Annotated in this window: 24 protein-coding genes, 1 pseudogene and 1 other annotated feature; all 25 genes and pseudogenes read left to right on the top strand. The window is 42.5% G+C overall.

All coding sequences use genetic code 11. The features are described from left to right. The 25 genes and pseudogenes from spoVE (at position 1) to LC048_RS13260 (ending at position 24,721) form a co-directional block, all read left to right on the top strand. Positions 1–1,102, top strand: a pseudogene (spoVE, locus tag LC048_RS13380) (stage V sporulation protein E). A 612-nt stretch (positions 1,103–1,714) separates the two neighbouring features. Beyond that, positions 1,715–2,809, top strand: coding sequence for an undecaprenyldiphospho-muramoylpentapeptide beta-N-acetylglucosaminyltransferase (murG, locus tag LC048_RS13375; protein ID WP_226600531.1), 1,095 nt, complete (start codon positions 1,715–1,717; stop codon positions 2,807–2,809). Positions 2,810–2,870: 61 nt separating this feature from the next. Further along, positions 2,871–3,779, top strand: coding sequence for a UDP-N-acetylmuramate dehydrogenase (gene murB, locus LC048_RS13370; protein WP_226600532.1), 909 nt, complete (start codon positions 2,871–2,873; stop codon positions 3,777–3,779). A 422-nt stretch (positions 3,780–4,201) separates the two neighbouring features. Continuing rightward, positions 4,202–4,993 (top strand): cell division protein FtsQ/DivIB, encoded by a 792-nt coding sequence (locus tag LC048_RS13365; RefSeq protein ID WP_226600533.1) that lies wholly within the window; start codon positions 4,202–4,204, stop codon positions 4,991–4,993. Continuing rightward, positions 4,941–5,675, top strand: a complete 735-nt coding sequence (locus tag LC048_RS13360) for a DUF881 domain-containing protein (protein ID WP_306050506.1) — start codon at positions 4,941–4,943, stop codon at positions 5,673–5,675. The genes LC048_RS13365 and LC048_RS13360 overlap by 53 nt, the downstream gene beginning before the upstream one ends. A gap of 176 nt (positions 5,676–5,851) precedes the next feature. Beyond that, positions 5,852–6,532 carry a DUF881 domain-containing protein gene (locus tag LC048_RS13355; protein ID WP_226600655.1) on the top strand — a complete coding sequence of 227 codons (681 nt, stop codon included), beginning with the start codon at positions 5,852–5,854 and terminating at the stop codon, positions 6,530–6,532. Beyond that, complete coding sequence (locus LC048_RS13350) at positions 6,532–6,882, top strand: small basic family protein (RefSeq protein ID WP_226600534.1); 351 nt, start codon at positions 6,532–6,534, stop codon at positions 6,880–6,882. The genes LC048_RS13355 and LC048_RS13350 overlap by 1 nt, the downstream gene beginning before the upstream one ends. 137 nt (positions 6,883–7,019) lie before the next feature. Then, positions 7,020–8,303 carry a cell division protein FtsA gene (ftsA, locus tag LC048_RS13345; RefSeq protein WP_226600535.1) on the top strand — a complete coding sequence of 428 codons (1,284 nt, stop codon included), beginning with the start codon at positions 7,020–7,022 and terminating at the stop codon, positions 8,301–8,303. A gap of 40 nt (positions 8,304–8,343) precedes the next feature. Then, positions 8,344–9,489, top strand: a complete 1,146-nt coding sequence (gene ftsZ / locus LC048_RS13340; protein WP_226600536.1) for a cell division protein FtsZ — start codon at positions 8,344–8,346, stop codon at positions 9,487–9,489. A 584-nt stretch (positions 9,490–10,073) separates the two neighbouring features. Then, positions 10,074–11,012: a sigma-E processing peptidase SpoIIGA gene (gene spoIIGA, locus LC048_RS13335; protein WP_226600537.1), complete on the top strand. Its 939-nt coding sequence runs from the start codon at positions 10,074–10,076 to the stop codon at positions 11,010–11,012. A gap of 44 nt (positions 11,013–11,056) precedes the next feature. Next, on the top strand, positions 11,057–11,776 hold the full coding sequence (sigE, locus tag LC048_RS13330; RefSeq protein ID WP_041966016.1) for an RNA polymerase sporulation sigma factor SigE: 720 nt from the start codon (positions 11,057–11,059) through the stop codon (positions 11,774–11,776). 169 nt (positions 11,777–11,945) lie between these two features. After that, positions 11,946–12,725 carry an RNA polymerase sporulation sigma factor SigG gene (sigG, locus tag LC048_RS13325; RefSeq protein WP_023614979.1) on the top strand — a complete coding sequence of 260 codons (780 nt, stop codon included), beginning with the start codon at positions 11,946–11,948 and terminating at the stop codon, positions 12,723–12,725. A gap of 154 nt (positions 12,726–12,879) precedes the next feature. Continuing rightward, positions 12,880–13,155 carry a YlmC/YmxH family sporulation protein gene (locus LC048_RS13320; protein WP_226600538.1) on the top strand — a complete coding sequence of 92 codons (276 nt, stop codon included), beginning with the start codon at positions 12,880–12,882 and terminating at the stop codon, positions 13,153–13,155. Positions 13,156–13,224: 69 nt separating this feature from the next. Further along, complete coding sequence (gene pgeF / locus LC048_RS13315) at positions 13,225–14,055, top strand: peptidoglycan editing factor PgeF (protein WP_226600539.1); 831 nt, start codon at positions 13,225–13,227, stop codon at positions 14,053–14,055. Further along, positions 14,055–14,741: a YggS family pyridoxal phosphate-dependent enzyme gene (locus LC048_RS13310; RefSeq protein ID WP_226600540.1), complete on the top strand. Its 687-nt coding sequence runs from the start codon at positions 14,055–14,057 to the stop codon at positions 14,739–14,741. The genes pgeF and LC048_RS13310 overlap by 1 nt, the downstream gene beginning before the upstream one ends. Position 14,742: 1 nt before the next feature. Next, a complete protein-coding gene (locus LC048_RS13305) occupies positions 14,743–15,183 on the top strand; it encodes a cell division protein SepF (protein ID WP_226600541.1) in 441 nt (146 codons plus the stop codon). A 5-nt stretch (positions 15,184–15,188) separates the two neighbouring features. Beyond that, complete coding sequence (locus LC048_RS13300; protein WP_226600542.1) at positions 15,189–15,449, top strand: YggT family protein; 261 nt, start codon at positions 15,189–15,191, stop codon at positions 15,447–15,449. A gap of 67 nt (positions 15,450–15,516) precedes the next feature. Next, positions 15,517–16,290, top strand: a complete 774-nt coding sequence (locus LC048_RS13295) for a YlmH family RNA-binding protein (protein WP_226600543.1) — start codon at positions 15,517–15,519, stop codon at positions 16,288–16,290. Between the two features lie 91 nt (positions 16,291–16,381). Next, a complete protein-coding gene (locus LC048_RS13290) occupies positions 16,382–16,903 on the top strand; it encodes a DivIVA domain-containing protein (protein WP_215031857.1) in 522 nt (173 codons plus the stop codon). A 49-nt stretch (positions 16,904–16,952) separates the two neighbouring features. Beyond that, positions 16,953–17,193, top strand: a binding site (T-box leader). Positions 17,194–17,272: 79 nt separating this feature from the next. Beyond that, positions 17,273–20,032, top strand: a complete 2,760-nt coding sequence (gene ileS / locus LC048_RS13285; RefSeq protein WP_226600544.1) for an isoleucine--tRNA ligase — start codon at positions 17,273–17,275, stop codon at positions 20,030–20,032. A 297-nt stretch (positions 20,033–20,329) separates the two neighbouring features. Continuing rightward, the gene (locus tag LC048_RS13280) at positions 20,330–20,617 is read left to right on the top strand and encodes a TraR/DksA C4-type zinc finger protein (protein ID WP_226600545.1); all 288 of its coding nucleotides are present in this window, start codon (positions 20,330–20,332) and stop codon (positions 20,615–20,617) included. 486 nt (positions 20,618–21,103) lie between these two features. Then, a complete protein-coding gene (gene lspA, locus LC048_RS13275) occupies positions 21,104–21,595 on the top strand; it encodes a signal peptidase II (protein WP_226600546.1) in 492 nt (163 codons plus the stop codon). Beyond that, complete coding sequence (locus LC048_RS13270; protein WP_226600547.1) at positions 21,567–22,478, top strand: RluA family pseudouridine synthase; 912 nt, start codon at positions 21,567–21,569, stop codon at positions 22,476–22,478. Before lspA ends, LC048_RS13270 begins: the two co-directional genes overlap by 29 nt. A gap of 233 nt (positions 22,479–22,711) precedes the next feature. Then, positions 22,712–23,254, top strand: a complete 543-nt coding sequence (pyrR, locus tag LC048_RS13265) for a bifunctional pyr operon transcriptional regulator/uracil phosphoribosyltransferase PyrR (RefSeq protein WP_226600548.1) — start codon at positions 22,712–22,714, stop codon at positions 23,252–23,254. 147 nt (positions 23,255–23,401) lie between these two features. After that, positions 23,402–24,721 (top strand): solute carrier family 23 protein, encoded by a 1,320-nt coding sequence (locus tag LC048_RS13260; RefSeq protein ID WP_306047934.1) that lies wholly within the window; start codon positions 23,402–23,404, stop codon positions 24,719–24,721. The last annotated feature ends 131 nt before the right edge of the window (positions 24,722–24,852 follow it).

Genomic DNA, 24,852 nt, shown 5'->3' with positions numbered 1-24,852 from the left:
TTGCCAACGAAAAAATCTACCCCAGACATTTTTCTGATGATTGTTACATTTACGCTTTTGGCAGTGGGCTTAATCATGGTCTATAGCGCAAGTGCTGTCTGGGCGGACTATAAGTTTAATGATTCGTTTTTCTTTGCGAAAAGGCAAATGCTGTTTGCTGGTGTTGGAATCATAGCGATGTTTTTCATCATGAATATTGACTATTGGACATGGCGAACATGGGCCAAGGTCATTTTGATTATTTGTTTTGTCTTGTTGATCCTTGTTTTGATCCCTGGAATCGGGAATGTGCGGAATGGATCAAGGAGCTGGATCGGTGTAGGTGCCTTTTCCGTTCAGCCATCAGAGTTCATGAAGATTGCGATGATCGCCTTTCTCGCTAAATTTTTGTCTGAGAACCAGAAAGCAATCACTTCATTTAAAAAGGGGCTTTTCCCTTCTTTAGGTCTTGTGTTTTTGGCTTTTGGCCTACACTATGCTTCAGCCTGATTTGGGAACAGGAACGGTAATGGTTGGTACTTCTGTAGTCATTATCTTTATTGCAGGTGCCAGGATAAGCCATTTTGTCGGACTCGGTCTGCTTGGGGTGGCTGGTTTTGTCGGCCTGATTATTTCTGCGCCATACAGGATGAAACGAATTACATCGTTCCTGGACCCATGGCAGGATCCCCTCGGTAGCGGGTTCCAAATGATCCAATCGCTGTATGCAATCGGCCCTGGAGGATTGTTCGGTCTTGGCCTTGGACAGAGCAGGCAAAAGTTCTTTTATCTGCCTGAACCTCAAACAGATTTTATATTCGCAATTCTCGCTGAGGAGCTTGGATTCATTGGCGGTTCATTGATTCTTCTTTTGTTCTCCTTGCTGCTTTGGAGAGGAGTAAGAATTGCGCTTGGGGCTCCTGATTTATTCGGAACTTTCCTTGCCACAGGGATTATTGCGATGATTGCCATCCAGGTCATGATTAATATCGGTGTTGTCACCGGCCTAATGCCTGTTACTGGTATCACTCTCCCATTCCTTAGCTACGGAGGATCATCCCTGACACTGATGCTGATGGTCGTCGGAGTGCTGCTGAATATCAGTCGCCACTCGAGATATTAACCTGTTAAAAAACAAAAGACCCTGCCATCAGGGTCTTTTGTTTTAGCTCTTTTCTCAAACTTTGTTGCATTCGACAACAAAATAGGATTGAATGACCTATGCTTCCTCACAAAAATTAAAGCTTTTTATGTGAAAAAAGCTTGCACATTAAATACCGAACTTCAAACTGGCTTGTTATCACGTTAAAATCAGCTTTAGGACTTTAACGACAGTCTTTGCGAAACGAGGCCACTGAAAAAGTCCTTTAAGGATAGTTTTATTAAATTGGTCGGATTTCAAACTGAGTCCTTATTTGCGGCTTTAGGAAACCAGCTTTTTTTTGATGACTTTTTCCTCTGTGAGTGATGATTTTAAAAGGAGCCGGAAATTCAGACACGCGATGAATATGTTAGGAAAATAGCTATGTTCATGCTATATTACATTTAAATAACAATATCTTTAAAAACTGTTCTTAAGTTTAGAATATAGTAGAATAGGGTAAAACCGGGGAGTGCCTTTTTTAAAGACTCCTTCTCACCATTCAAATTCATCACGTTACCCGAAAAAACTGGTGTTTACATGCATGCGTAATGGACACGATTAAAAAAGAGATAAGTTATTGAGGTGTGGAAAATGAGAATTGCAGTTAGCGGCGGCGGTACAGGTGGGCATATATATCCTGCGCTCGCACTAATAAGGGAAATTAAGAAAAAGGATGAAAAAGTCGAGTTTCTTTACATAGGGACAGAAAAAGGCCTCGAAAGCAAAATTGTCCCAAGGGAGAACATTCCATTTAAATCCATACATATCACAGGATTCAAACGAAAGATTTCATTTGATAACGTAAAAACAATCTTGCGATTCCTAAAAGGTGTCAGGGACAGTAAAAAAATGCTCAAGGAATTCAAGCCAGATGTGGTAATTGGTACTGGAGGCTACGTTTGCGGTCCAGTGGTCTATGGAGCTGCGAAAATGGGCATACCTACAATCGTCCATGAACAAAACAGCGTACCAGGTTTGACGAATAAATTCCTTAGCCGTTATGTGGATAAAATCGCGATTTGCTTTGAAGAAGCTAGAGAATTCTTCCCTGAACAAAAAGTTGTGTTGACCGGTAACCCTCGAGCATCGGAGGTATTGGGGCAAGATGGGATTAAAGGCAGATTGTCTGCCGGTTTAAAACTTAAAATGCCTACTGTCCTCATTTTTGGCGGAAGCAGGGGTGCGAGGCCAATTAATGATGCAGTCGTAAAAAGCCTAGCAGAATTAAGCGGCAAACCATATCAGGTTCTGTATGTTACTGGTGATGTTCATTTTGAAGATGTCCGGAAGGAAGTTGAGCTTGTTGGTAATCCTGAAAATGTCATCATCAAACCATTTATTCACAATATGCCCGAGGTGCTAGCTGGAGTTGATTTAACCGTAGCAAGGGCAGGAGCGACTACCCTTGCTGAACTAACCTCATTGGGAATCCCGAGCATATTGATTCCAAGCCCATATGTTACCGACAATCATCAAGAGAAAAACGCACGGGCTTTAAGTGAAAATGGAGCAGCGCGGCTCCTGCTTGAAAAGGACCTAACAGGTCCAAAGCTGGTCGAAAGTATTGACCACATTCTTAGCAATGAAGAAAAGCTGGCAGAAATGAAAAAATCAGCGAAAAAACTAGGCATACCAGATGCAGCCCAGAGACTGTACCGGGTCATGGAAGAACTGGCAGGAAAGTAGCTTAAAGGCATGCAGCTGCATAAAATGGTCAAAATAGCTGTATCGTGAAAGGAAGGTAATTATGAAGGATCTAGCTAACAAACTTAGGGAATTGAGCATCGGTTCGGTAAAGGAAAATGAACCGCTGGCAAACCATACATCAATGAAAATTGGCGGACCTGCTGACATACTTATTGAACCTTCATCAATTGAAAATTTAAGAAAAGCGGTTGAAGTCATTAAGGATTCCGGTGTTGAATGGACAGTAATCGGCAGAGGGTCGAATCTCCTCGTAACAGATAAAGGTATTGAAGGTGTTGTAATTAAACTCGGTTCCGGACTGGATGATTTGGAGATCGATGGCACTACAGTGACAGCCGGGGGAGGTCTTTCCCTGGTCAACTTTGCGATTACCATTAGCCGCAAAGGACTTTCAGGGCTTGAATTCGCAGGCGGAATTCCCGGGTCGATTGGCGGCGCGGTTTATATGAATGCTGGAGCCCATGGTTCTGATATCTCACAAATTCTCGAGAAAGCCTATGTGCTCTTTGAAGATGGCTCACTAGAGTGGCTCACTAACAAAGAGATGAAATTCTCTTATCGGACGTCTATCCTTCAGAAAGAGCGACCGGGTGTAGTCGTAGGAGCCATTTTCCAACTTCAAGAAGGCAACAAGGATGAAATTGTGGCAGAGCTTCAAAAAAACAAGGATTATCGCAAAGAAACCCAGCCGTATAACTTTCCTAGCTGCGGCAGTGTCTTCAGGAATCCACTGCCCAATTACGCTGGAAATTTAATTGAAAAATCAGGTTTGAAAGGACATCAAATCGGAGGGGCACAAATTTCGGAGCTTCATGCGAATTTCATTGTGAACAAAGGGAATGCAAAGGCTGAGGATGTCCTTGGTCTCATTCAGCATGTAAAGGATACAGTCCTTGATTTACATGGTGTGAAAATGGAGACAGAGGTAGAGATAATAGGTCGGAAATAGCAGGAAAATGGTTCAAGCTGTCAAATTCTGTGTTATAATAATTCATTAGATTAGGTGCTGTCCGGAAAACAAACGGCATGACAAATTCTCATGTCGTTTGTTCTTTTTACTGAATAAAAAAGTATAAACTCTTGGACTTATATTAGTGTCTAGCTCCAGCGCTAGCCCCTCGAGTCGCTTGTCTGGCTGCGGCTCCTAACTCCTCGAGACGTTTCGGTTCTGCCAATGAAGTCAAAGAGCGACTTCACTGTCAGGCACTCCAGCGCTTGTAGGGGCTGACAATGGCGCTTGCGCTTTTCTTATGTGCTTGGTACATAGCTTCTGATTCTAAAATTATTATATCGATGGCTTTAACCTGAAAGAACAAGAAAAAGATGTTATCTTATTGGAAATGGGTTCAGCCGATAAAGAGGGGATTGAAAATGGACAAGAGGAAAATCGTCTCAATTGAAGATCGGATTCCAAAGTTAAAACATCAAAGGCGCAAGAAAGCTAATCGCAGGCTTATCACGCTTCTGGCTTTGTTTTTTATATTGATTGCCGGTGTTATTTATTTTCAGTCACCGCTAAGCAAGGTGAAAGTGATTACTGTTTCAGGAAATGAATCCTTTTCCAAAGAGTATATCGTGGAGAAGAGCGGACTAAGCAACGATTCAAATGTGTGGAAAATAAGCAAAGGCGAAGTCGAAGAGAAACTGGAGAATATCCAGGAAATCAAGCAAGCTACTGTGAACGTAAAGTTTCCAAATAAAGTCGCCATTGAGCTTGAAGAATTTAGCCGGCTTGCCTACATTTCTAAGGGAAAGAATTTCTACCCGGTCCTTGAGAATGGAAATATACTAGCAGAAAAGCAGATTGATGAAATTCCTGTTAACGCTCCAATCTTAATAGGGTTCAAAGAAGGGAAGGTCCTGGATGAAATGATCGCTTCACTGGTGGAACTTCCTGAAGTTGTCATGAATTCAATCTCTGAAATTCACTCACAGCCCGTTAAAACGGATAAATACCTTGTTAAGCTGTATATGAATGACGGTTTCGAGGTAAATGCTACTCTCAGGACTTTTTCTGAAAAAATGGCACATTACCCTTCAATTGTCAGCCAGCTTGACCCTACTATAAAGGGTGTCATCGATCTTGAGGTTGGCTCTTATTTTAAAGCATATGAAGCAGAGGAAGCTGAGGAAGTTGAAATTGAAAAAGAAAGTGAACAGTAACCGTGTAATTCTTTCAATCGTTTCCCTGGTACTTGGCTTCATGATAGCTTTTTCATTTCGTGTCACACAGGACGAGGAAGAAAAAGTCCAGGGCTTGACAGACGGGCAATGGGAGAAGCAATTGAGTTTGAGGAACGATTTGATAGAACAGGAAGAAAAAAACCGCGATCTTCAGAAAGAGTTGAATGCCAAGCAGGAAAAGGTAAGAGAAATTGAAACCAGCCTTTCCAAAGAAGCTCAAGTTTTTTTCAACATGGCAGAGGACGCTGAGAAATACCGTATGTTCCTTGGCAAGGTAGAGGTCAGAGGCAAGGGAGTAAACGTAACCCTGGCTGATGGAGAGTATGATCCTGATGAGGAGAATATCAATAATTATCTTGTCCACGAGCACCATGTCTTCAAGGTGATCAATGAGTTGTACATTTCAGGAGCAGCAGCAATCGCTGTGAACGGGCAGCGGATTTCACACAATTCATATATATTGTGTACAGGCCCTGTCATCACTGTTGATGGCTACCAGCATCCTGCCCCATTCGAAATCACTGCTATTGGTGACCCCGATGTTCTTTCCTCCGCTCTGAATATTACCGGTGGGGTAAAAGATCAGCTTGTGAATGACCAGATTGTTTTTTCATTAGAAGAAAAGGAAGATCTTAAAATGGATCCAATTTTGGGTAAATGATCACAGCCATCGTTTTCTTCCCAAAATACGAACGCCGTACAAGAAAATAGGTTATCAGGCTGTTAGAATGGGATTGAATGAATATCACCAGAAATGGCCTAATAGAAAGCAAGGTGAATATATTGGTCCGACCTAACAATCTCAGCTTCAGTATTATAGCTGCAATAATTGGATTAATGGTCGCCATTCAGTTTCAAACCGTCAGGGAACCAGAAGTCAGGGATACACGTGACACTTGGCAGCTTCGTGAGGATTTAATGAAGGAGAAGGAATTACAGTCTAAGCTGCTTCTTGAAATCAGGTCCAATGAAGAGAAAATAGCTAAGTATGAAACTGAGCGGCAGCAAAGCAAGGAAGAGGTGCTGCGGGAAACCCTCGCAGAATTGAAGGATGAGGCTGGACTGACCGAGGTCACCGGTCCGGGGCTCTCTCTCTCGATCAAACCTGCTTTCAACCTGATCGTCGAAGGGGACAATCCGCCTTCGGTTTCTCCAGACATGCTTAAAAGGCTTTTGAATGAGTTGAATATGTATGGCGCGAAGTATGTTTCCGTTGATGGCGAGAGAATTATTAACACGACCGTCATCCGGGATATAAACAGAGTGACAAAAATCAACGGCCATTCTTTAAATCGTTTTCCTATTGAAGTTCGGGTTATTACCGAAAATGGAGACGCAGCCGAAAAGTTATACAATCGTATGAAAGTTTCCACGGTAGCCGATGATTTTTTCATCGATAACCTGGAAGTGATAGTAAACAGGCCTGAGAGCACGCTGGTTGTACCTGCATATCAAGATACAATCAGGATCAGGTACATGGAACCCGTTAAAACAGACAAAGGGGGAGGCAACGGATAATGTGGCTTCCAATCATGGGGTTGATCATCGGTGTCATCATTGGGCTATTGACCGATATCACAATTCCTGAAGAATACTCCAACTATTTATCAATCGCGATCCTTGCAGCCCTGGATACTTTGTTCGGAGGGATCCGCGCCCAACTGCAAAATATTTATGATGAAAAAGTTTTCGTATCAGGATTCTTTTTTAATATAGTATTAGCAGCAAGTTTAGCTTTTCTAGGTGTCCATCTTGGTGTAGACTTGTATTTAGCAGCAGTTTTTGCCTTTGGGGTAAGGCTATTCCAGAATATAGCCGTCATCCGGAGGATAATTTTGACAAAATGGTCAACGACAAGTGAAAAGTAGAAAAAAAAATGATATTTTAAAAGGGAAATATTTAATTGTGACGAATAAAGTAATGTAATTAAAAAATGAAACGCAATTAGATAGTGGCAAGAAATTGTTGTTCAACCACTAGGAATTATTGAAGGAGGTGCCACAGAATGAACAGCAATGATATATATGTCAGTCTTGACATCGGTACATCCAGTGTGAAGGTAATCATTGGGGAAATGGTCAGCGACACTTTAAATATAATTGGTGTTGGCAATGTAAAGTCCGAAGGGTTAAGAAAGGGCTCCATTGTTGATATAGATGAAACCGTTCATTCTATTAAAAGGGCAATCGAACAAGCTGAAAGAATGATAGGTTTAAAGATTAATCAGGTGATTGTAGGTGTCACCGGCAATCATGTTTCCCTGTTGCCATGCCATGGCGTGGTTGCAGTTTCCAGCGACAATCGCGAGATCACCAATGAAGATGTAGCCAGAGTCATTGATGCTGCACAGGTGGTATCGATTCCGCCAGAGCGAGAGATAATAGACGTGATTCCAAAGCAATTTATCGTTGACGGTCTTGATGAGATCAATGATCCAAGAGGCATGATCGGTGTCAGGCTTGAAATGGAAGGAACGATCATTACTGGATCAAAGACTATCTTACATAATACTCTTCGTTGTGTTGAGCGTGCTGGTCTTGAAATTGTGGATATCGGCTTGCAGCCGCTTGCTGCAGGAGCTTTCGCACTTTCAAAGGATGAAAAGAATATGGGTGTCGCGATGATTGATATCGGGGGCGGTTCATCGACTGTTGCCGTATTTGAGAACGGGCACTTAAGGGGTACATCTGTCATTCCGGTTGGAGGAGACCATATCACTAAGGACTTATCAATCGGTTTGCGTACGACAACTGAAGAAGCGGATAAATTGAAATTGAAGCATGGACATGCCTTTTATGACCATGCATCCGATGAAGAAATTTTCGAGGTTTCAATTATTGGCAGCGACCAGCAACAGCAGTTCAATCAGCTGGAAGTAGCCGATATCATAGAGGCAAGAATGGAAGAAATTTTCTCCCTTGTTCAGGATGAATTGAAACACATGAACATAAGGGACCTGCCAGGCGGCTTTGTTCTGACAGGTGGAACAGCCAATATGCAGGGTGTTCTGGAGCTAGCCCAGGATATTTTCCAAAGCAGGGTAAGAATCGCCATCCCGGATTATATTGGCGTAAGGGAACCCCAGTACACGACAGCAGTCGGCTTAATCCAATTTGCATATAAAAACGCAAAATTAAAAGGAAAGAAAATGGAAGCAGCTTTTAGTGAGATGGAACCGAAAGAAAAGAGAGTTCAAAAACAGCCGCATCCAAAATCGAAGCCCGAGAAACAGCCTGAAGAAAAAGTCACCACAAGAATGAAGAAATTTCTTGGCTACTTTTTTGAATAATCAGAGCTAACAGGAATTCGGCGAATTAGGAGGATTTGTCATGTTGGAATTTGATACAAATTTAGATTCACTTGCTACTATAAAAGTTATCGGTGTTGGCGGCGGCGGAAATAATGCGGTTAACCGAATGATCGAACACGGCGTACAAGGTGTGGAATTCATCGCTGTTAATACAGACGCCCAAGCGCTTAACCTTTCCAAAGCTGAGATCAGAATGCAAATCGGTGCAAAACTAACGCGTGGACTAGGCGCTGGTGCTAACCCTGAGGTCGGAAAGAAAGCAGCCGAAGAAAGCAAAGAACAAATTGAAGAAGTGCTAAAAGGCGCGGATATGGTATTCGTTACAGCTGGTATGGGCGGAGGAACAGGAACTGGTGCAGCTCCGGTTATTGCTCAAATTGCCAAAGACCTTGGAGCATTGACGGTTGGTGTTGTTACTCGTCCATTTACATTTGAGGGACGCAAGCGTGCAGGACAGGCTGGCGGCGGTATTTCCGCTATGAAGGAAGCAGTTGACACTTTGATCGTCATCCCTAACGATCGCTTGCTTGAGATTGTTGATAAGAGCACTCCTATGCTTGAAGCGTTCCGTGAAGCGGATAATGTTTTGCGCCAGGGTGTCCAGGGCATTTCAGACTTGATCGCTACACCTGGTCTGATCAACCTTGACTTTGCCGATGTTAAAACAATCATGTCGAATAAAGGTTCAGCGCTGATGGGAATTGGTGTAGCTGCGGGTGAAAACCGTGCTACTGAAGCAGCTAAAAAAGCTATTTCATCTCCATTGCTTGAAACATCACTTGATGGAGCACAGGGTGTCTTGATGAACATTACTGGCGGCACGAATCTAAGCCTTTATGAAGTACAGGAAGCCGCAGATATTGTTGCTTCTGCTTCAGACCAGGATGTAAACATGATCTTTGGATCAGTTATCAATGAGAACTTAAAAGATGAAATTATCGTTACGGTTATTGCAACAGGTTTCAATGAGGAGGTCGTCCAGCCTAAGCCGACAAGGCCAGGTTTTGGAGGGCAGCAGAAGCCAGGTATGGGTGCGATCAAGCGAGAACAGCCTAAACGTGAAGAAATTCAGCAGGAAGCATCAAGAAGCAGCAATCAGTCTCCACAAGGTGACGATGCTCTTGATATCCCAACATTCCTGCGCAATCGAAACAGAAGACGCTAATTTTATAAATCTGCAGGGCATAGCCGAAATGGCTATGCCCTTTTTTATATTATTTTTGAAATCTACTAAACAACTTCCATTGGAAAATATGGACTACTAAAAATTCAAGTGAATTTTATTCTTAAAGTTAATAATCTGAAAATTGACAAAATCCGAAGGGAAAAGTGAAAATCTCTGTTGTTTTGTTGCCAGATTATGACACACTTCATAGGTCATTGACGATATACTTTTCCGTAACGGAATGATAGAGCAAGAAGCAAATCGATTACCACTTGCTTCAACAGTGGGTGATAATCTTGCTCAGCGCCATGTTGGTTGTTACAGCTGTATTAGTTTGTGAGGTTTGCCAGATTGATCTGTCAATTAACGTTGGCTGGATCCTTATGATTAAGAGGGATGAAGGAGTCTGAATGGGATTCTGGTACAGTACTTTTAGCGGTCAAACCAGGCGTATGCAAATTCTGTACCTGTATAAGCGTATCGAGTTTATTCACTTAAATTAGTGTCTAGCTCCATCGCCTAGCCTATCTAGACGTTTGTCGGCGCTTAACAAGGTGCGTGCGCTTTTCTTAGGGGGATGAGAGGTGAAGATCTATCTGGATGTCATCTGGGCATTGAATTTATTATTTGATACATTCCTTCTTTACTTGACTGCCATCATCCTGAAAAGACAGGTTAAGCTATGGCGGCTATGTGTGGGAGGGACTATTGGTTCACTGCTCATTATATTAGCAATTACTCCGTTTCATGCTGCAGCAGGGCACCCAGCGGGGAAACTGTTCTTTTCAATATTGATGGTCCTGGCAGCCTTTGGCTATAGAAGATTCCGTTTTTTTTTCAAGGCACTGATGACTTTTTATGTGACGACTTTTCTGCTTGGGGGCACTTTGACAGGAGTGCATTACTTTATCCAATTTGATATGAACCTGGCATCGAATGTTGCCATGAACCATATTAAAGGGTTTGGTGATCCAATCAGTTGGATGTTCGTATTGCTTGGGTTTCCGCTTGCGTGGCATTTTTCAAAGAGAAATATTGAACAATTTGAAATGACCAAGATTCAATACGAATCACTGGCAGAAGTTGAAGTGAAGTTTATGGAGATGGATTTCAATATTAAGGGATTGATAGATAGCGGAAACCAGCTTTATGATCCAATCTCTAAGATGCCTGTCATGATTTTATCTATTTCAAATTGTTTGGAGCGCATGCCAAGTGAAATCAAAAGGATAGCTGAAAATCCTGATTGCATTTTGTCAGGTGATGGAAATTTCTCGCAGCAGCTAGAAAGTCGAATGAGAATTATTCCATGCAAGGTAGTCGGACAAGAGCATCAATTAATAATTGCTTTTCAACCTGACATGATCAAAATCACTACAGATGAAGGAACTTATCTTGCTGAAAAAGGGTTAATATCTTTTACTGCACAGGAACTTTCGGCTGATGGCAGTTTTCAATGTATTATCCATCCAAAAATGATGGCGGGGATGGCAAAACAAGAGCCAACCGTGAAGGTAAGCTAATATTACTATACTCAGAAATACATAATTTAGAAGGAGGACAATCAATGAAAAATTTACGGCTTCGGATATCCTATTACTGGTATAAATTATTAATGAAACTAGGCTTGAAAACAGATGAGATATATTATATCGGCGGTAGCGAAGCGTTGCCTCCTCCTTTAACGAAAGAAGAGGAAGAAGTGCTTTTAAACAAACTTCCAAATGGGGATAAAGCGGCGAGATCAATTCTAATCGAAAGAAATTTGAGACTCGTTGTCTACATCGCACGTAAATTCGAAAACACAGGCATCAATATTGAAGACTTAATCAGTATCGGTACAATCGGTTTAATTAAGGCAGTCAATACGTTCAATCCTGAGAAGAAAATCAAGCTGGCGACTTACGCTTCCAGATGTATTGAAAATGAAATCCTGATGTATCTGCGAAGGAATAATAAACTGCGGTCTGAAGTTTCCTTTGATGAGCCGCTGAATATCGACTGGGATGGAAATGAACTGCTTTTGTCAGATGTTCTTGGGACCGATGATGATATTATCACTAAGGATCTAGAGTCCAATGTAGATAAAAAATTACTGGTTAAAGCGCTTCAGCAGCTATCCGATCGTGAAAAACAAATCATGGAATTGCGATTTGGGCTTGGCAGCGGTGAAGAAAAGACACAAAAAGATGTGGCAGATATGTTAGGAATTTCACAGTCTTATATTTCTCGTCTGGAAAAAAGGATTATCAAACGACTGCGTAAAGAATTCAACAAAATGGTATAGCAGAAAAACTTTCTATAAAAAAATTTTCTCATTGAAAATAGTGATAACTTGGCGGTTTTTCTGCCGTATTCTTCCTGAAACCTGTCCAGGCTTTAGGTAAATAGTGCATATTTTTCCTTCTTGCGGAGATACTGATTTTTGACAGCAGCTCCTGTGAGGAGGGAAAAGATTGACACGAAACAAAGTTGAAATTTGCGGTGTTGATACATCAAAGCTTCCCGTTCTAAAAAACGAGGAAATGAGAAAACTTTTTAGAGAAATGCAAAGTGGTGACATCACAGCAAGAGAGAAACTTGTGAATGGGAACCTGAGGCTTGTTTTAAGTGTAATCCAGCGTTTTAACAACCGGGGCGAGTTTGTTGACGACCTATTTCAGGTCGGATGTATAGGCCTTATGAAGTCCATTGATAATTTTGATCTCGGGCAGAATGTTAAGTTTTCCACCTATGCCGTCCCGATGATCATCGGCGAAATAAGACGATATTTACGAGATAATAATCCAATCAGAGTCTCACGCTCATTAAGGGATATAGCTTATAAGGCGCTTCAGGTTCGTGAAAGGCTGATGAGTGAGGCGTCAAGGGAACCAACTGCGGAAGAAATCGCCAAGGTACTTGAGGTGCCTCACGAGGAGATTGTCTTTGCTCTTGATGCGATTCAAGACCCTGTATCGTTATTTGAACCGATCTATAATGATGGCGGAGATCCAATTTATGTGATGGACCAGCTGAGCGATGAACGAAACAAGGATACAAACTGGATAGAAGAAATCGCTCTGAAGGAAGGTATGAGACGCCTGAATGAGCGTGAAAAATTGATTTTAAGGAAGAGGTTCTTCCAGGGTAAGACACAAATGGAGGTAGCCGATGAAATCGGCATCTCGCAAGCCCAGGTGTCCCGACTTGAAAAAGCAGCCATCAAACAAATGAATAAAAATATCCAAAGCTAAGCTGCCTTTTGGCAGCTTTTTTATTTGCATCCTCAATGGAGGAATACTCTGTAAAATTTCAAGTTCCACTGAAGTAATTCATACATCAGTTTCCCGTTCATATATTTTATATAAGGGTTTAATAAAGCCAAAGTGAAAATCCGGAGGGATCTGTATGGTTAAGGTGACAGAGTTTCAAGTTAAGGATGTTGTGAATGTGTCCGATGGAAAAAGGCTTGGCAATATAGAGGATTTTGAAATTAATTTAAATACCGGGAAAATCGAAGCTGTTGTGATTGGGAGTTCAGGTAAGGTGCTGGGATTCTTCGGAAAGGAAGATGAAGTTGTGATTCCCTGGACTAATATCCTTAAAATAGGTGAAGATGTCATTTTAGTCCGATATAAAGACAGCGGGGGATATCTGCAACAGAAAAGTGAGGATGATCAGTAACAACGTAATACTGTTGTATTGCGGTTTGTATGTGATAAACTAGACAAAAAAAGTGTGAGGTTAAAAGCAATGGAGCCATTCATCTTAGAAAGTCAGGAATATTTTAAAATTAGAGAGTGGATGGAGCGTTATCCTGGACTTGAGGTTGGGTTCACGACGAAGAACGGGGGCGTGAGCCAGCAGGATGCTTTTTCGGGTTTGAACTTCGGCTTTCATGTTGGAGACGAGCAGAATGCTGTTTGCGAAAATCGTCTCCTGCTGGCCGAAAAGATCGAATTTCCTCTTTACAGCTGGGTTGGAGCGGAACAAACTCATGATATCAGCATTGCCAAAATTGGAAAATCAGATCAAGGCAGAGGCTCAACGACTTACGATTCCTCTTTTTCAGGAACAGATGGTTTTTTGACAGAAGAGGATGGAATCCTGCTGACACTTGTGTTTGCAGATTGTGTTCCGCTTTATTTCATTGATCCGGATACAAAGCTGATTGGGGTGGCTCATGCAGGTTGGAAAGGAACTGTTCACGGAATTGCAGCGGAAATGGTCCGCAAATTTCAGCAAAATGGGGCAAATATAGAAAAAATTTCTGCCATTATTGGCCCATCAATATGCAAAAAATGTTATATTGTTGATGAGAGAATCATCAATTTAGTGAAAAATATACTAGATGGTGTCGATGTGTTACCATATAATCAAGTGAGTGAAGGTCAATATTCTCTCGATTTAAAGGAATTGAACCGTCAGATCCTGTTACGGGCAGGGGTAGATGACAGGAATATACTTGTAACCGATTATTGCACCAGCTGCCATCATGAGCATTTCTATTCCCATAGACGGGATATGGGTAATGCAGGCAGAATGATGGCTTATATCGGCTGGAAGGAGGATAGCCGTCCATAATGAAAGTCAGAGAAAATCTGGAGGTTATCCAGAATCAAATAGCAGATGCCTGTAAAAAAACCGGGCGTGATCCAGGGGAAATAAAGATTATTGCGGTTACCAAATATGTTACATCAGAACGGGCTCAGGAAGCGATTGATGCTGGTGTCCCTCATCTTGGCGAAAATCGTGATGAAGGACTCCTTCAAAAGATGAACGAATTAGGGGACAAGCCGGTCTGGCATTTTATCGGGACGCTGCAAACTAGAAAAGTAAAAAACATCATTGAGCATATTACATATATCCATTCATTGGACAGGCTGTCACTTGCGAAGGAAATCAATAAGCGATCCGATTCCAAAGTGAAATGTCTGATCCAAGTCAATGCATCCGGCGAAGAGAGCAAGCATGGGTTACATCCGGATGATGTCATTGGTTTTGTACAAGAACTGAAGCAGTTTCAAAATATTGAAATCAGCGGATTGATGACGATGGCTCCTTTAACTGAGGATGAGCAATTGATCAGGGAAAGCTTCAGGACGATGAAAAGGCTGAGAGCAGAGATACAATCGCTTAAGTATGATTATGCACCATGTAATGAGCTGTCAATGGGAATGTCAAATGATTTTCAAATAGCTGTTGAAGAAGGATCAACAATGGTGCGTATTGGCACTGCCTTGGTAGGCAATGAATCGGAGGTGCAATAATATGAGCTTAAAATCAAAAATTAAGACATTTTTTTTCCTGGAAGATGAATATGACTATAATGATGAGGAAATGCTCGAGGAAGAAGCCGAGCCTTTCAAGCCCAATAAACAGCCTGTTCAGCAAAAGCAGAATATAGTAAGCCTGCAAAGTGTGCAAAAGTCTTCGAAGGTGATCCTGGTGGAGCCAAGAATGTATGCGGAAGCACAGGAAATTGCTGATCATTTAAAAAATCGCCGGGCAGTCGTTGTGAACCTGCAGCGTATTGAACAGGACCAGGCAAGGCGTATCGTGGATTTCCTCAGCGGAACAGTTTATGCAATCAGCGGGGATATTCAGCGGATCGGTATGAATATTTTCTTATGTACCCCGGATAATGTAGAAGTAACAGGAAATATTTCTGAATTGATGCAGGAGCGGGATTACCAAGAGTCGAGGTGGTAGATTAAATGGATTTAGTGATAGGTATTATAGCTCAACTAGTCAGTCTTTATCAGTGGGCCCTGATTATTTATATTTTCATGTCATGGTTCCCTAATGCCAGAGAAACAACGATCGGACAATTTTTAGCAAGGATTTGCGAACCTTTCCTGGAGCCTTTCCGACGGATTGTTCCTTCAATCGGTATGATTGATATTTCGCCGATCGTGGCATTCCTTGTGTTGCGTTTTGCCGTTGATGGCCTAAGGCAATTAGCACTATGGTTCTAACTAAGCAGGGTCTGATTCAGGCCCTGCTTATTTTCTATCGATGTTTTAAGAGTAAAAGGAGAACAAAATGAGTATTTATCAACATTTCCGTCCTGAGGAACGGGAATTTATCGATCAGGTGATTAACTGGAAGGAATATGTAGAACAAAATTATGCTCCGAAATTGACTGATTTCCTGGATCCGAGGGAGCAGCAAATACTGTCAACAGTCATCGGTAAGCATCCTGACGTTAAGTGGGAGCTGTTTGGCGGTCGACCAGGTACAGAGAGAAAGAGGGCACTTCTTTTTCCAGAGTATATGGAAGCTAAAGAAGAAGATTTTCAGGTAAAGCTTTTTGGAATTGATTATGCAAAGAAATTTGTGAATATTGAACACCGTCAAGTGTTGGGCAGCTTGATGTCCCTAGGATTGAAGCGAGGAAAATTTGGTGATATCCTGATTGACGGGGATAATGTGCAATTTTTTGCAGCTGAGGAGATCGCTGATTACATCCGTATCCAATTAGAATCGATCGGCAGAGCAGCGATTGGCTTATCAGAGCTTCCACTTGAAAAGGCAGTGGGAATTACTGAAGAGTGGAATGAGATGCACACGACTGTTTCATCATTACGGCTGGATACCGTCATGTCGGCTCTTTTCAATCTCTCAAGGCAAAAATCCCAGCTGCTCATCCAGCATGGCCAAGTAAAAGTGAATTGGACTGCGATTGAATATACTGCTTTTGAGTGTGGTGAAGGAGATATTATCTCCGCACGTGGATACGGCCGTGCAAAAATCATCACAATTGAAGGGAAAACAAAAAAAGATAAATATCGAGTTATTGCCGGGAGAAAAAAATAATTATATAGTAATAGTAGAAGGATTTTTAGTTTATTTGTCGAATCATTGCTTTAAGTACATAAAGGATTATAACTTAATGGGAGGTGGCGTCATGCCTTTAACGCCGTTAGATATACACAACAAAGAATTCAATAAGGGATTTCGCGGGTATGATGAAGATGAAGTAAATGAGTTTCTTGACAATGTGATCAAGGACTACGAACTAATTATCCGTGAAAAAAAAGAAATGGAAGAAAAGCTGAATGAAATGAATTCAAGGCTCGGCCATTTTACAAATATAGAAGAAACCTTGAATAAATCAATCGTCATTGCTCAGGAAGCTGGCGAAGAAGTCCGCCGCAACGCGCAAAAGGAAGCGAAGCTGATCGTCAAGGAAGCAGAAAAGAACGCTGACAGGATCATTAATGAATCTCTATCAAAGGCACGAAAAATCGCCCTTGAAATTGAAGAATTGAAGAAGCAGTCTAAAGTATTCAGGACAAGGTTCAAGATGCTAATTGAAGCGCAGCTTGATATGCTGAACACCGATGATTGGGATCATCTTCTTGAATATGAATTGGATTCAACTGAATTGAAGGCTGCTGCAAGAGAAGAGGAAGATTCACTAGCTTGACGCAGGCACGCTGTTTCGCATATAATTTCATAACAAAGTGCAATACATGACAGAAACGATGACAGGGACAGTATGGCGTTCCAGTTGCTTGCTTTTCAGCGAAATGGGGAAGGTGGAAGCCCATTGCAGGCGGATTGCCAGAAAATCACCCGATAGTTCCGAGCTGAACATCCTTTTAGGATCAGTAAGTACAGGCGTGACATTCGCGTTAAGAATGCTAAGAGGACAGGATGATGAATCCTTGTCTATTTAGGGTGGTACCGCGGGAATATAACCTTCTCGTCCCTTTTCAGGGATGAGGAGGTTTTTTTATTTTCAGAAATCGTATTCTTTCATGATTGCAACGGTAAAAATAGGAGGATCAACTTAATGGAGTATAAAGACACATTGCTCATGCCGAAGACGGAGTTTCCGATGCGCGGAAATCTTCCGAACAGAGAACCTGAAATCCAGGCAAAATGGGAAGAGATGAATATTTACGAAAAGGTTCAAAAGCACACAGAAGGAAGACCGCTGTTCATCCTTCATGATGGCCCACCATACGCTAATGGAGATATCCATATGGGTCATGCGTTAAATAAAATCCTTAAAGATTTTATCGTACGCTATAAATCAATGAGCGGTTTTTGTTCACCATATGTTCCTGGCTGGGATACTCATGGATTGCCAATTGAACAGGCGTTAACGAATAAGGGTGTAAAACGCAAAGAAATGACGGTCGCTGAATTCAGGAAGCTTTGTGAAGAGTATGCCTACGAGCAGGTTAACAACCAGCGTGAGCAGTTTAAGCGTCTTGGTGTAAGAGGAGACTGGGAAAACCCTTATATCACATTGAGGCCTGAGTATGAGGCGCAACAAATTAAAGTTTTTGGTGAGATGGCAAAACAAGGATACATCTACAAAGGCAAAAAGCCTGTTTACTGGTCACCATCAAGTGAATCTGCACTTGCTGAGGCTGAAATCGAATATCAGGATAAGCGTTCTGCCTCCATCTATGTTGGCTTCCCTGTAAAAGACGGCAAAGGTGTTCTGGACCAGGATGTCGAAATCATCATCTGGACGACTACACCATGGACAATTCCAGCCAACCTTGGAATCTCCGTCCATCCTGATTTAACATATGTTGTCGTAGAAGCTGACGGAAGGAAATTCCTTGTAGCTGAAGACCTTCTAGAAGCAGTAACGAATGAAATTGGCTGGGAAAATGCTACTGCAGTTAAGAAGATTGCTGGTAAAGAACTTGAAGGTGTTCTTGCAAAGCACCCATTATACGGCCGCGATTCACTTGTCATGCTAGGAGAGCATGTTACGACAGATGCTGGTACAGGTTGCGTACACACTGCACCAGGACACGGGGAAGATGACTTCCATGTTGGTCAGAAGTACGGGCTTGAAGTTTTATGTCCTGTAGATGATAAGGGTGTTATGACAGCTGAGGCAGAAGGCTTTGAAGGATTATTCTATGATCAGGCTAACAAGCCAATCACAGAAAAGCTTGCAGAAGCTGGCGCTTTATTGAAGCTAAGCTTCATCACCCACTCATACCCGCATGACTGGAGAACGAAGAAACCTGTAATCTTCCGTGCTACAGCACAATGGTTTGCATCGATCAAGGACTTCCGCGGTGAATTGCTAAAAGCCGTAGAAGAAACAAAATGGGTGCCAGCATGGGGAGAAACAAGACTGTTCAATATGGTCCGTGACCGCGGCGACTGGTGTATTTCACGTCAGCGTGCCTGGGGCGTTCCAATCCCGGTATTCTATGCGGAAAACGGGGAAGCAATCATTACGGATGAAACAATCGACCATGTCTCAAATCTTTTCCGTGAGCAAGGCTCTAATATCTGGTTTGAAAAAGAAGCTAAAGAATTGCTTCCTGAAGGCTTTAGCCATCCTGGCAGCCCTAATGGAGAGTTTACGAAAGAAACAGACATCATGGATGTTTGGTTTGACTCTGGCTCTTCTCACCAGGCAGTGCTAGTTGAGCGTGATGACCTCCAGCGCCCTGCAGACCTTTATCTTGAAGGATCTGACCAATACCGCGGATGGTTCAACTCATCATTATCAACTGCTGTTGCCGTAACAGGCAAAGCACCTTACAAAGGTGTCCTGAGCCACGGTTTCGCACTTGATGGCGAAGGCCGCAAGATGAGTAAGTCAATCGGTAACGTAGTCGTTCCTGCGAAGGTGATGAACCAGTTAGGCGCAGATATCCTTCGACTGTGGGTTGCATCTGTCGATTATCAATCAGACGTACGTGTGTCTGACGCAATCCTGAAGCAGGTTGCTGAAGTTTACCGTAAAATCCGTAACACGTTCAGATTCTTGCTTGGCAATCTTTCTGATTTCAATCCTGAAACGGATGCAGTACCATTCGAGCAGCTGCGCGAAGTTGATCAGTTCATGCTCGTAAAGCTGAACAAATTGACTAAATATGTGCGCAATGCATATGACAACTATGAATTTGCGAGCGTCTACCATGCGGTAAACAACTTCTGTACACTCGATCTAAGCTCATTCTACCTTGATTTTGCAAAGGATGTCCTTTACATTGAGGCTGCTGATAATGCAGAGCGCCGGGCAATTCAGACTGTATTGCATGAAAGCTTGATTGCTTTAGTTAAGCTGACTGCACCGATCCTTTCTCACACAGCGGATGAGGTTTGGGGATTCATCCCGTCAGCTGACAAAGACAGCGTCCAGCTGACAGATATGCCAGAAGCGAAGGAAATCGCAAATGCAGAAGCTCTTGAAACTAAGTGGAATGCATTCATGAAGCTTCGCGACGAGGTCCTTAAGGCTCTTGAAGAAGCACGGAACGAGAAAGTCATCGGTAAGTCGCTGACTGCAAAGGTTTCATTATACGTAAACGACAGCACAAAAGAGCTGTTGGATTCAATCTCTGAAAACTTAAGTCAGCTGTTTATTGTTTCAGGCTTCGAAGTGGCAGGAAGCTATGATCAGGCTCCTGACAACGCGATCAAGCTTGAAAATGCAGCGATTGTTGTTACCAAGGCAGAAGGCGAAACATGCGAACGATGCTGGGTTGTCACTCCTGAAGTAGGAAGTGTTGAAGAGCATCCAACACTATGTGAACGCTGTGCAACTGTTGTAAAAGAAAATTACTAATCGATCTGTTGAACTCCGGGTTTTTAACCCGGAGTTTTGTTATACAAAAGTATAATTTTTGGCACTAATATTGTGTCTAGCTCCAGCGCGTAGCCCCTCGGTCCTGCCAATGAAGTCAAAGAACGGCTTCTCTGTCAGGACCTCCATCGCTTGTCGGGGCTGACCAATGCGCTTACGCTTTTCTTTTTGCCAATTATCTTCCTGCTTGGGAAATCCTGCAGTACATGTAAAAAGTTTATCTGAGTCAGCATCATGCCTGTGGAAATAATAGCTGTAAACAGGAACGGGGGCAGATACATGGAAGGTAATCTTGATTACATTTACAATGAGCTCCGCGAAACGAGAACAGAATTGTTAGCGTACCTGAATCACAGCCAGAAAGACGAGAGGATTTTGCAATACATTGTTGATGAATTAAAAGATATAGAAACTGCATTGGAGAAAATGGAATTTGGTGAGTATGGGAAATGCGAAATTTCAGGAGAAAGTTTGCCATACGAGTTTTTGCAAAGAATTCCTACAGCAAGATCCGCTGTGGAGGTAGACCAAATTGAACAATACTACCGCAAGCCCATCTATTCATGAGTTTTATCAAGAATAAATTTGGTCCCGTAAAAATTATATAAGAATGCATTTTGAAGCTTAGAATTGGATTTCCACACAAACTGTACTGGAAAAAATCAATGCGAATTTCCAATTCGCTATAAAAAGGAAAAATTCGCTATGAAAAATATTTTTTCGCTATAAAAAGAAAAAATTCGCTATGAAAAATATTTTTTCGCTATAAAAAATAAATTTCCGCTATAAAAATGAATATAACCCAAATGAAAGCCAATTTGAATGTTCATTTTCGGTTAAAATCAAAATTCTAATTGCTATTTTTAAGTTGAACTATGTTGTCAGTAGTGTTTTCTTACTAAAAATTTGTAAAATCTGTTGTTTTGATTAAAAAAATAGAAAACCTATTTTACAACTAGAGAATTGTCCAGCTCCCAGCGCTTGTCGGCGCTTGCGCTTTTCCTAATATGTGCTAAAATTCAAAGGTAATGAATTGATGTGGAGGTTACCTTTGTGTTTTATTACATAATTGCACTGTTTGTTATTTTGCTTGACCAGGTTACTAAATGGTTTATTGTTAAAAACATGGAGCTTGGAGAGAGCATAAAGGTCATAGAGAATTTTTTGTATATTACTTCGCACCGTAACCGTGGTGCTGCATGGGGAATCCTGCAGGGACAAATGTGGTTCTTCTATGTCATTACCATCATTGTGGTGGTTGGCCTTGTCGTCTATATTCAAAAAGCAGCTAAAGGCAAACTTCTGCTTGGCGTTTCGCTTGGTTTCATGCTGGGCGGGGCGATTGGGAATTTTATCGACAGGGTATACCGAAAAGAAGTGGTCGATTTCATCAACACATATATTTTCGGATACGATTTCCCTATCTTCAATATTGCGGATGCTGCGCTGGTGATCGGCGTAGGGTTGTTGATGATTGACATGATTAGGGAAGAGAGAGAGGCGAAAAGAAAAGCTTATGGAGAAAATGGAACACATCATCAGTGAGGAACAGGCTGGTGACAGAATAGATAAAGTAGTTTCGACTCTTGATGCAGAATGGTCAAGGAGCCAGGTGCAGCAATGGATCAAGGATGGCAGCGTTCTTGTCAATGGAGCTCAAGTCAAAACGAATTATAAATGCAGCTTGAATGATAAGCTTGAAATCACCATTCCAGAACCAGAAGTGCTGGATGTAATTGCAGAGGAAATGGACCTTGAGATATTTTATGAGGATGCAGATGTTCTCGTTGTGAACAAGCCTAAGGGAATGGTCGTCCATCCGGCGCCAGGACATTTGACTGGAACACTTGTTAATGGGCTGATGGCGCATTGCAAGGATTTATCAGGCATTAATGGTGTTCTCCGCCCAGGAATCGTCCATAGGATTGATAAGGATACTTCTGGACTCTTAATGGTTGCTAAAAATGATATGGCGCACGAAAGCCTGGTGAACCAGCTCGTAGCCAAAAGTGTTACCCGCAAATACCAAGCGCTCGTTCATGGAAATATCCAGCATGATCATGGTACTATCGACGCACCGCTTGGGCGCGATCAAAAAGACCGTCAGAGCATGACAGTAGTCGATAATGGCAAGAATGCTGTCACACATTTTAATGTTCTCGAACGCTTCAAAGACTTCACTTTCGTTGAATGTCAGCTTGAAACAGGCAGGACACATCAAATACGTGTTCACATGAAGTATATCGGATATCCGCTGGCAGGCGATCCTAAATACGGACCAAAAAAGTCACTAGATATCGGAGGACAGGCTTTGCATGCTGGACTGCTTGGTTTTGATCATCCAAGGACAGGGGAGTATATAGAGTTTGAAGCTCCGCTACCTGAATATTTCGTGGAGCTTTTAAACGATTTTAGAGAAAATCGTTGACAAAGTTCAACAAGTATTTTAAGATGACTATAGTTTAATAAGTCCTTTAAAGACAGTCCCGTGAGGCTGAGAAGGAAACGGATTTGCACGCAGGCATATGATGTATGCTCTGCTGCATGCTAACACCACACGTTTACCCTCTTGCCTAAACAGACAAGAGGGTTTTTTATATCTAACGTAAGACGTGCTGAACTTCCGTTTTCATACCACAGACAGAGAAGGAGTGAAAACAAATGACTGAAAAAGCGGTTGTGCTTGACAACCAGGGAATCCGCAGGGCACTGACAAGGATAGCCCATGAAATCATCGAAAGAAATAAAGGAATCGAAGACAGCGTCATTGTGGGCATACGTACAAGAGGAATTTATATCGCCAAAAGGCTTGCGGAAAGGATCCGTGAGATCGAAGGAGCAGATATTCCGGTAGGTGAGCTTGATATCACCTTGTATCGCGATGACCTGACGAAGAAGACGGCTGACCATGAACCTGAGGTAAAAGGATCGGATATCCCGGTCGACATCTCGAATAAAAAGGTGATTTTGGTGGATGATGTCCTTTACACAGGAAGGACCGTCCGCGCGGCGATGGATGCATTGATTGACATCGGCCGGCCCGCGACTATCCAGCTTGCTGTCCTTGTTGACAGAGGACACAGGGAGCTGCCAATTAGGGCAGACTTTGTAGGCAAGAACATCCCTACTTCCAGCTCAGAAAGAATTGTCGTAGAACTACAGGAAGTTGATGAAGAAGAACGCGTAAGCATATTTGAAAAATAAATAGAGCCCTTTTAAATGCAGTCCAGAGAGGCTGAAAAGGGGGAACGCATGGCTGACGGCTTTGTGCGGGTTTTTTTTAGACCCATACCCTCTTTGTATCCACTGGCAAAGAGGGTTTTTGTTTTTAAAACAGAGAGGGGAATAAATATGAACAAACCAATCCTAGATATAAAAGATGTACCATCACCATTCCAATGGATCACACTTAGTCTTCAGCACTTATTCGCCATGTTCGGCGCAACGATACTGGTACCCTATCTGGTCGGCCTGAGCCCGGCAATCGCTTTAATTTCAAGCGGTCTTGGAACAATCGCCTTCCTGATCATCACAAAATTCCAGGTTCCCGCTTACCTCGGATCATCCTTTGCTTTTATAGCTCCTGTCATTGCTGCTAAAGCAGGCGGCGGTCCGGGTGCAGCGATGATTGGAACATTCCTTGCCGGACTCGTTTATGGAGTTGTCGCTCTTATCATCAAAAAGGCAGGCTACCGCTGGATCATGCGCCTGCTGCCCCCAGTCGTAGTCGGCCCAGTCATCATTGTTATCGGATTATCATTAGCAGGAACAGCGGTCAGCATGGCTATGAATGTACCAGGCACTACTGAGTACAGCTTGATTCACTTCTCAGCTGCTCTAGTAACATTGGCAGCTACAATTGTCTTCTCGATATACGGAAAGGGAATGCTTAGCATGGTTCCAATCCTTGCCGGTATCATTGTGGGTTATCTATACTCAATGGCAATAGGCATTGTCGATTTTAGTGGAGTGAAAGAAGCGGACATTTTCGAAATGCCAGACTTCATCTTCCCTTTCGTTCATTACAATGTAAGTATCAGCTGGGAAATTGTCATGCTGATGGTTCCGGTAGCAATCGTTACATTGTCCGAGCATATCAGCCATCAGCTTGTACTGAGCAAGGTTGTTGGCAGAGACTATATTAAAGAGCCGGGTCTTCATCGCTCCATTATGGGTGACGGAATGGCAACGATGATTTCCGGCTTGATTGGCGGCCCGCCAAAAACGACTTACGGTGAAAACATCGGTGTCCTTGCTATTACCAGAGTGTACAGCGTGTATGTTCTGCTTGGAGCAGCCGTCATTGCAACAGTATTCGGATTCATCGGCAAAATCACGGCATTGATCAGCTCCATCCCAACACCGGTGATGGGCGGCGTCTCAATCCTGTTGTTCGGTATCATCGCGTCATCCGGTTTGAGAATGCTGGTAGACAGCAAAATCGATTTTGGCAACACACGAAACCTTGTCGTCTCATCGGTCATCCTGGTTATCGGGATTGGCGGAGCATTCATTAAACTAAATGAAAACTTTGAAATACATGGTATGGCTTTAGCAGCTTTTATTGGGGTCATCCTTAACCTTGTCCTTCCTGGACGTCCGGAAATTGAAGAAGATATGTTTGAAGTCGAAAATGAAAAAAAAACTGAGCAAAAGAACGATGTAGCATAGTACCACCTTTTAAAAGAGTCCAGAGAGGCTTAAAAGGGTGTTATGAGCGAACCGGCCTATTCAAGATGCACGCAAACCCGGCAATACCGGGTTTATGCCGGCAAGCTCATGGTAAAGCACCCTGTTGAACA

Source organism: Mesobacillus subterraneus (assembly GCF_020524355.2).
GTDB lineage: Bacteria > Bacillota > Bacilli > Bacillales > Cytobacillaceae > Mesobacillus > Mesobacillus subterraneus_C.
Note: the sequence above shows the minus strand (reverse complement) of the source record. Positions and strands in the feature narration are given on the sequence as shown.

Excerpts from the sequence above, each read along its gene's own strand:
- murG (WP_226600531.1), top strand. The coding sequence starts at position 1,715 with ATGAGAATTGCAGTTAGCGGCGGCGGTACAGGTGGGCATATATATCCT.
- murB (WP_226600532.1), top strand. The coding sequence starts at position 2,871 with ATGAAGGATCTAGCTAACAAACTTAGGGAATTGAGCATCGGTTCGGTA.
- LC048_RS13365 (WP_226600533.1), top strand. The coding sequence starts at position 4,202 with ATGGACAAGAGGAAAATCGTCTCAATTGAAGATCGGATTCCAAAGTTA.
- LC048_RS13360 (WP_306050506.1), top strand. The coding sequence starts at position 4,941 with ATGAAGCAGAGGAAGCTGAGGAAGTTGAAATTGAAAAAGAAAGTGAAC.
- LC048_RS13355 (WP_226600655.1), top strand. The coding sequence starts at position 5,852 with ATGGTCGCCATTCAGTTTCAAACCGTCAGGGAACCAGAAGTCAGGGAT.
- LC048_RS13350 (WP_226600534.1), top strand. The coding sequence starts at position 6,532 with ATGTGGCTTCCAATCATGGGGTTGATCATCGGTGTCATCATTGGGCTA.
- ftsA (WP_226600535.1), top strand. The coding sequence starts at position 7,020 with ATGAACAGCAATGATATATATGTCAGTCTTGACATCGGTACATCCAGT.
- ftsZ (WP_226600536.1), top strand. The coding sequence starts at position 8,344 with ATGTTGGAATTTGATACAAATTTAGATTCACTTGCTACTATAAAAGTT.
- sigE (WP_041966016.1), top strand. The coding sequence starts at position 11,057 with ATGAAAAATTTACGGCTTCGGATATCCTATTACTGGTATAAATTATTA.
- LC048_RS13320 (WP_226600538.1), top strand. The coding sequence starts at position 12,880 with ATGGTTAAGGTGACAGAGTTTCAAGTTAAGGATGTTGTGAATGTGTCC.
- pgeF (WP_226600539.1), top strand. The coding sequence starts at position 13,225 with ATGGAGCCATTCATCTTAGAAAGTCAGGAATATTTTAAAATTAGAGAG.
- LC048_RS13310 (WP_226600540.1), top strand. The coding sequence starts at position 14,055 with ATGAAAGTCAGAGAAAATCTGGAGGTTATCCAGAATCAAATAGCAGAT.
- LC048_RS13305 (WP_226600541.1), top strand. The coding sequence starts at position 14,743 with ATGAGCTTAAAATCAAAAATTAAGACATTTTTTTTCCTGGAAGATGAA.
- LC048_RS13300 (WP_226600542.1), top strand. The coding sequence starts at position 15,189 with ATGGATTTAGTGATAGGTATTATAGCTCAACTAGTCAGTCTTTATCAG.
- LC048_RS13295 (WP_226600543.1), top strand. The coding sequence starts at position 15,517 with ATGAGTATTTATCAACATTTCCGTCCTGAGGAACGGGAATTTATCGAT.
- LC048_RS13290 (WP_215031857.1), top strand. The coding sequence starts at position 16,382 with ATGCCTTTAACGCCGTTAGATATACACAACAAAGAATTCAATAAGGGA.
- ileS (WP_226600544.1), top strand. The coding sequence starts at position 17,273 with ATGGAGTATAAAGACACATTGCTCATGCCGAAGACGGAGTTTCCGATG.
- LC048_RS13280 (WP_226600545.1), top strand. The coding sequence starts at position 20,330 with ATGGAAGGTAATCTTGATTACATTTACAATGAGCTCCGCGAAACGAGA.
- LC048_RS13270 (WP_226600547.1), top strand. The coding sequence starts at position 21,567 with ATGGAGAAAATGGAACACATCATCAGTGAGGAACAGGCTGGTGACAGA.
- pyrR (WP_226600548.1), top strand. The coding sequence starts at position 22,712 with ATGACTGAAAAAGCGGTTGTGCTTGACAACCAGGGAATCCGCAGGGCA.
- LC048_RS13260 (WP_306047934.1), top strand. The coding sequence starts at position 23,402 with ATGAACAAACCAATCCTAGATATAAAAGATGTACCATCACCATTCCAA.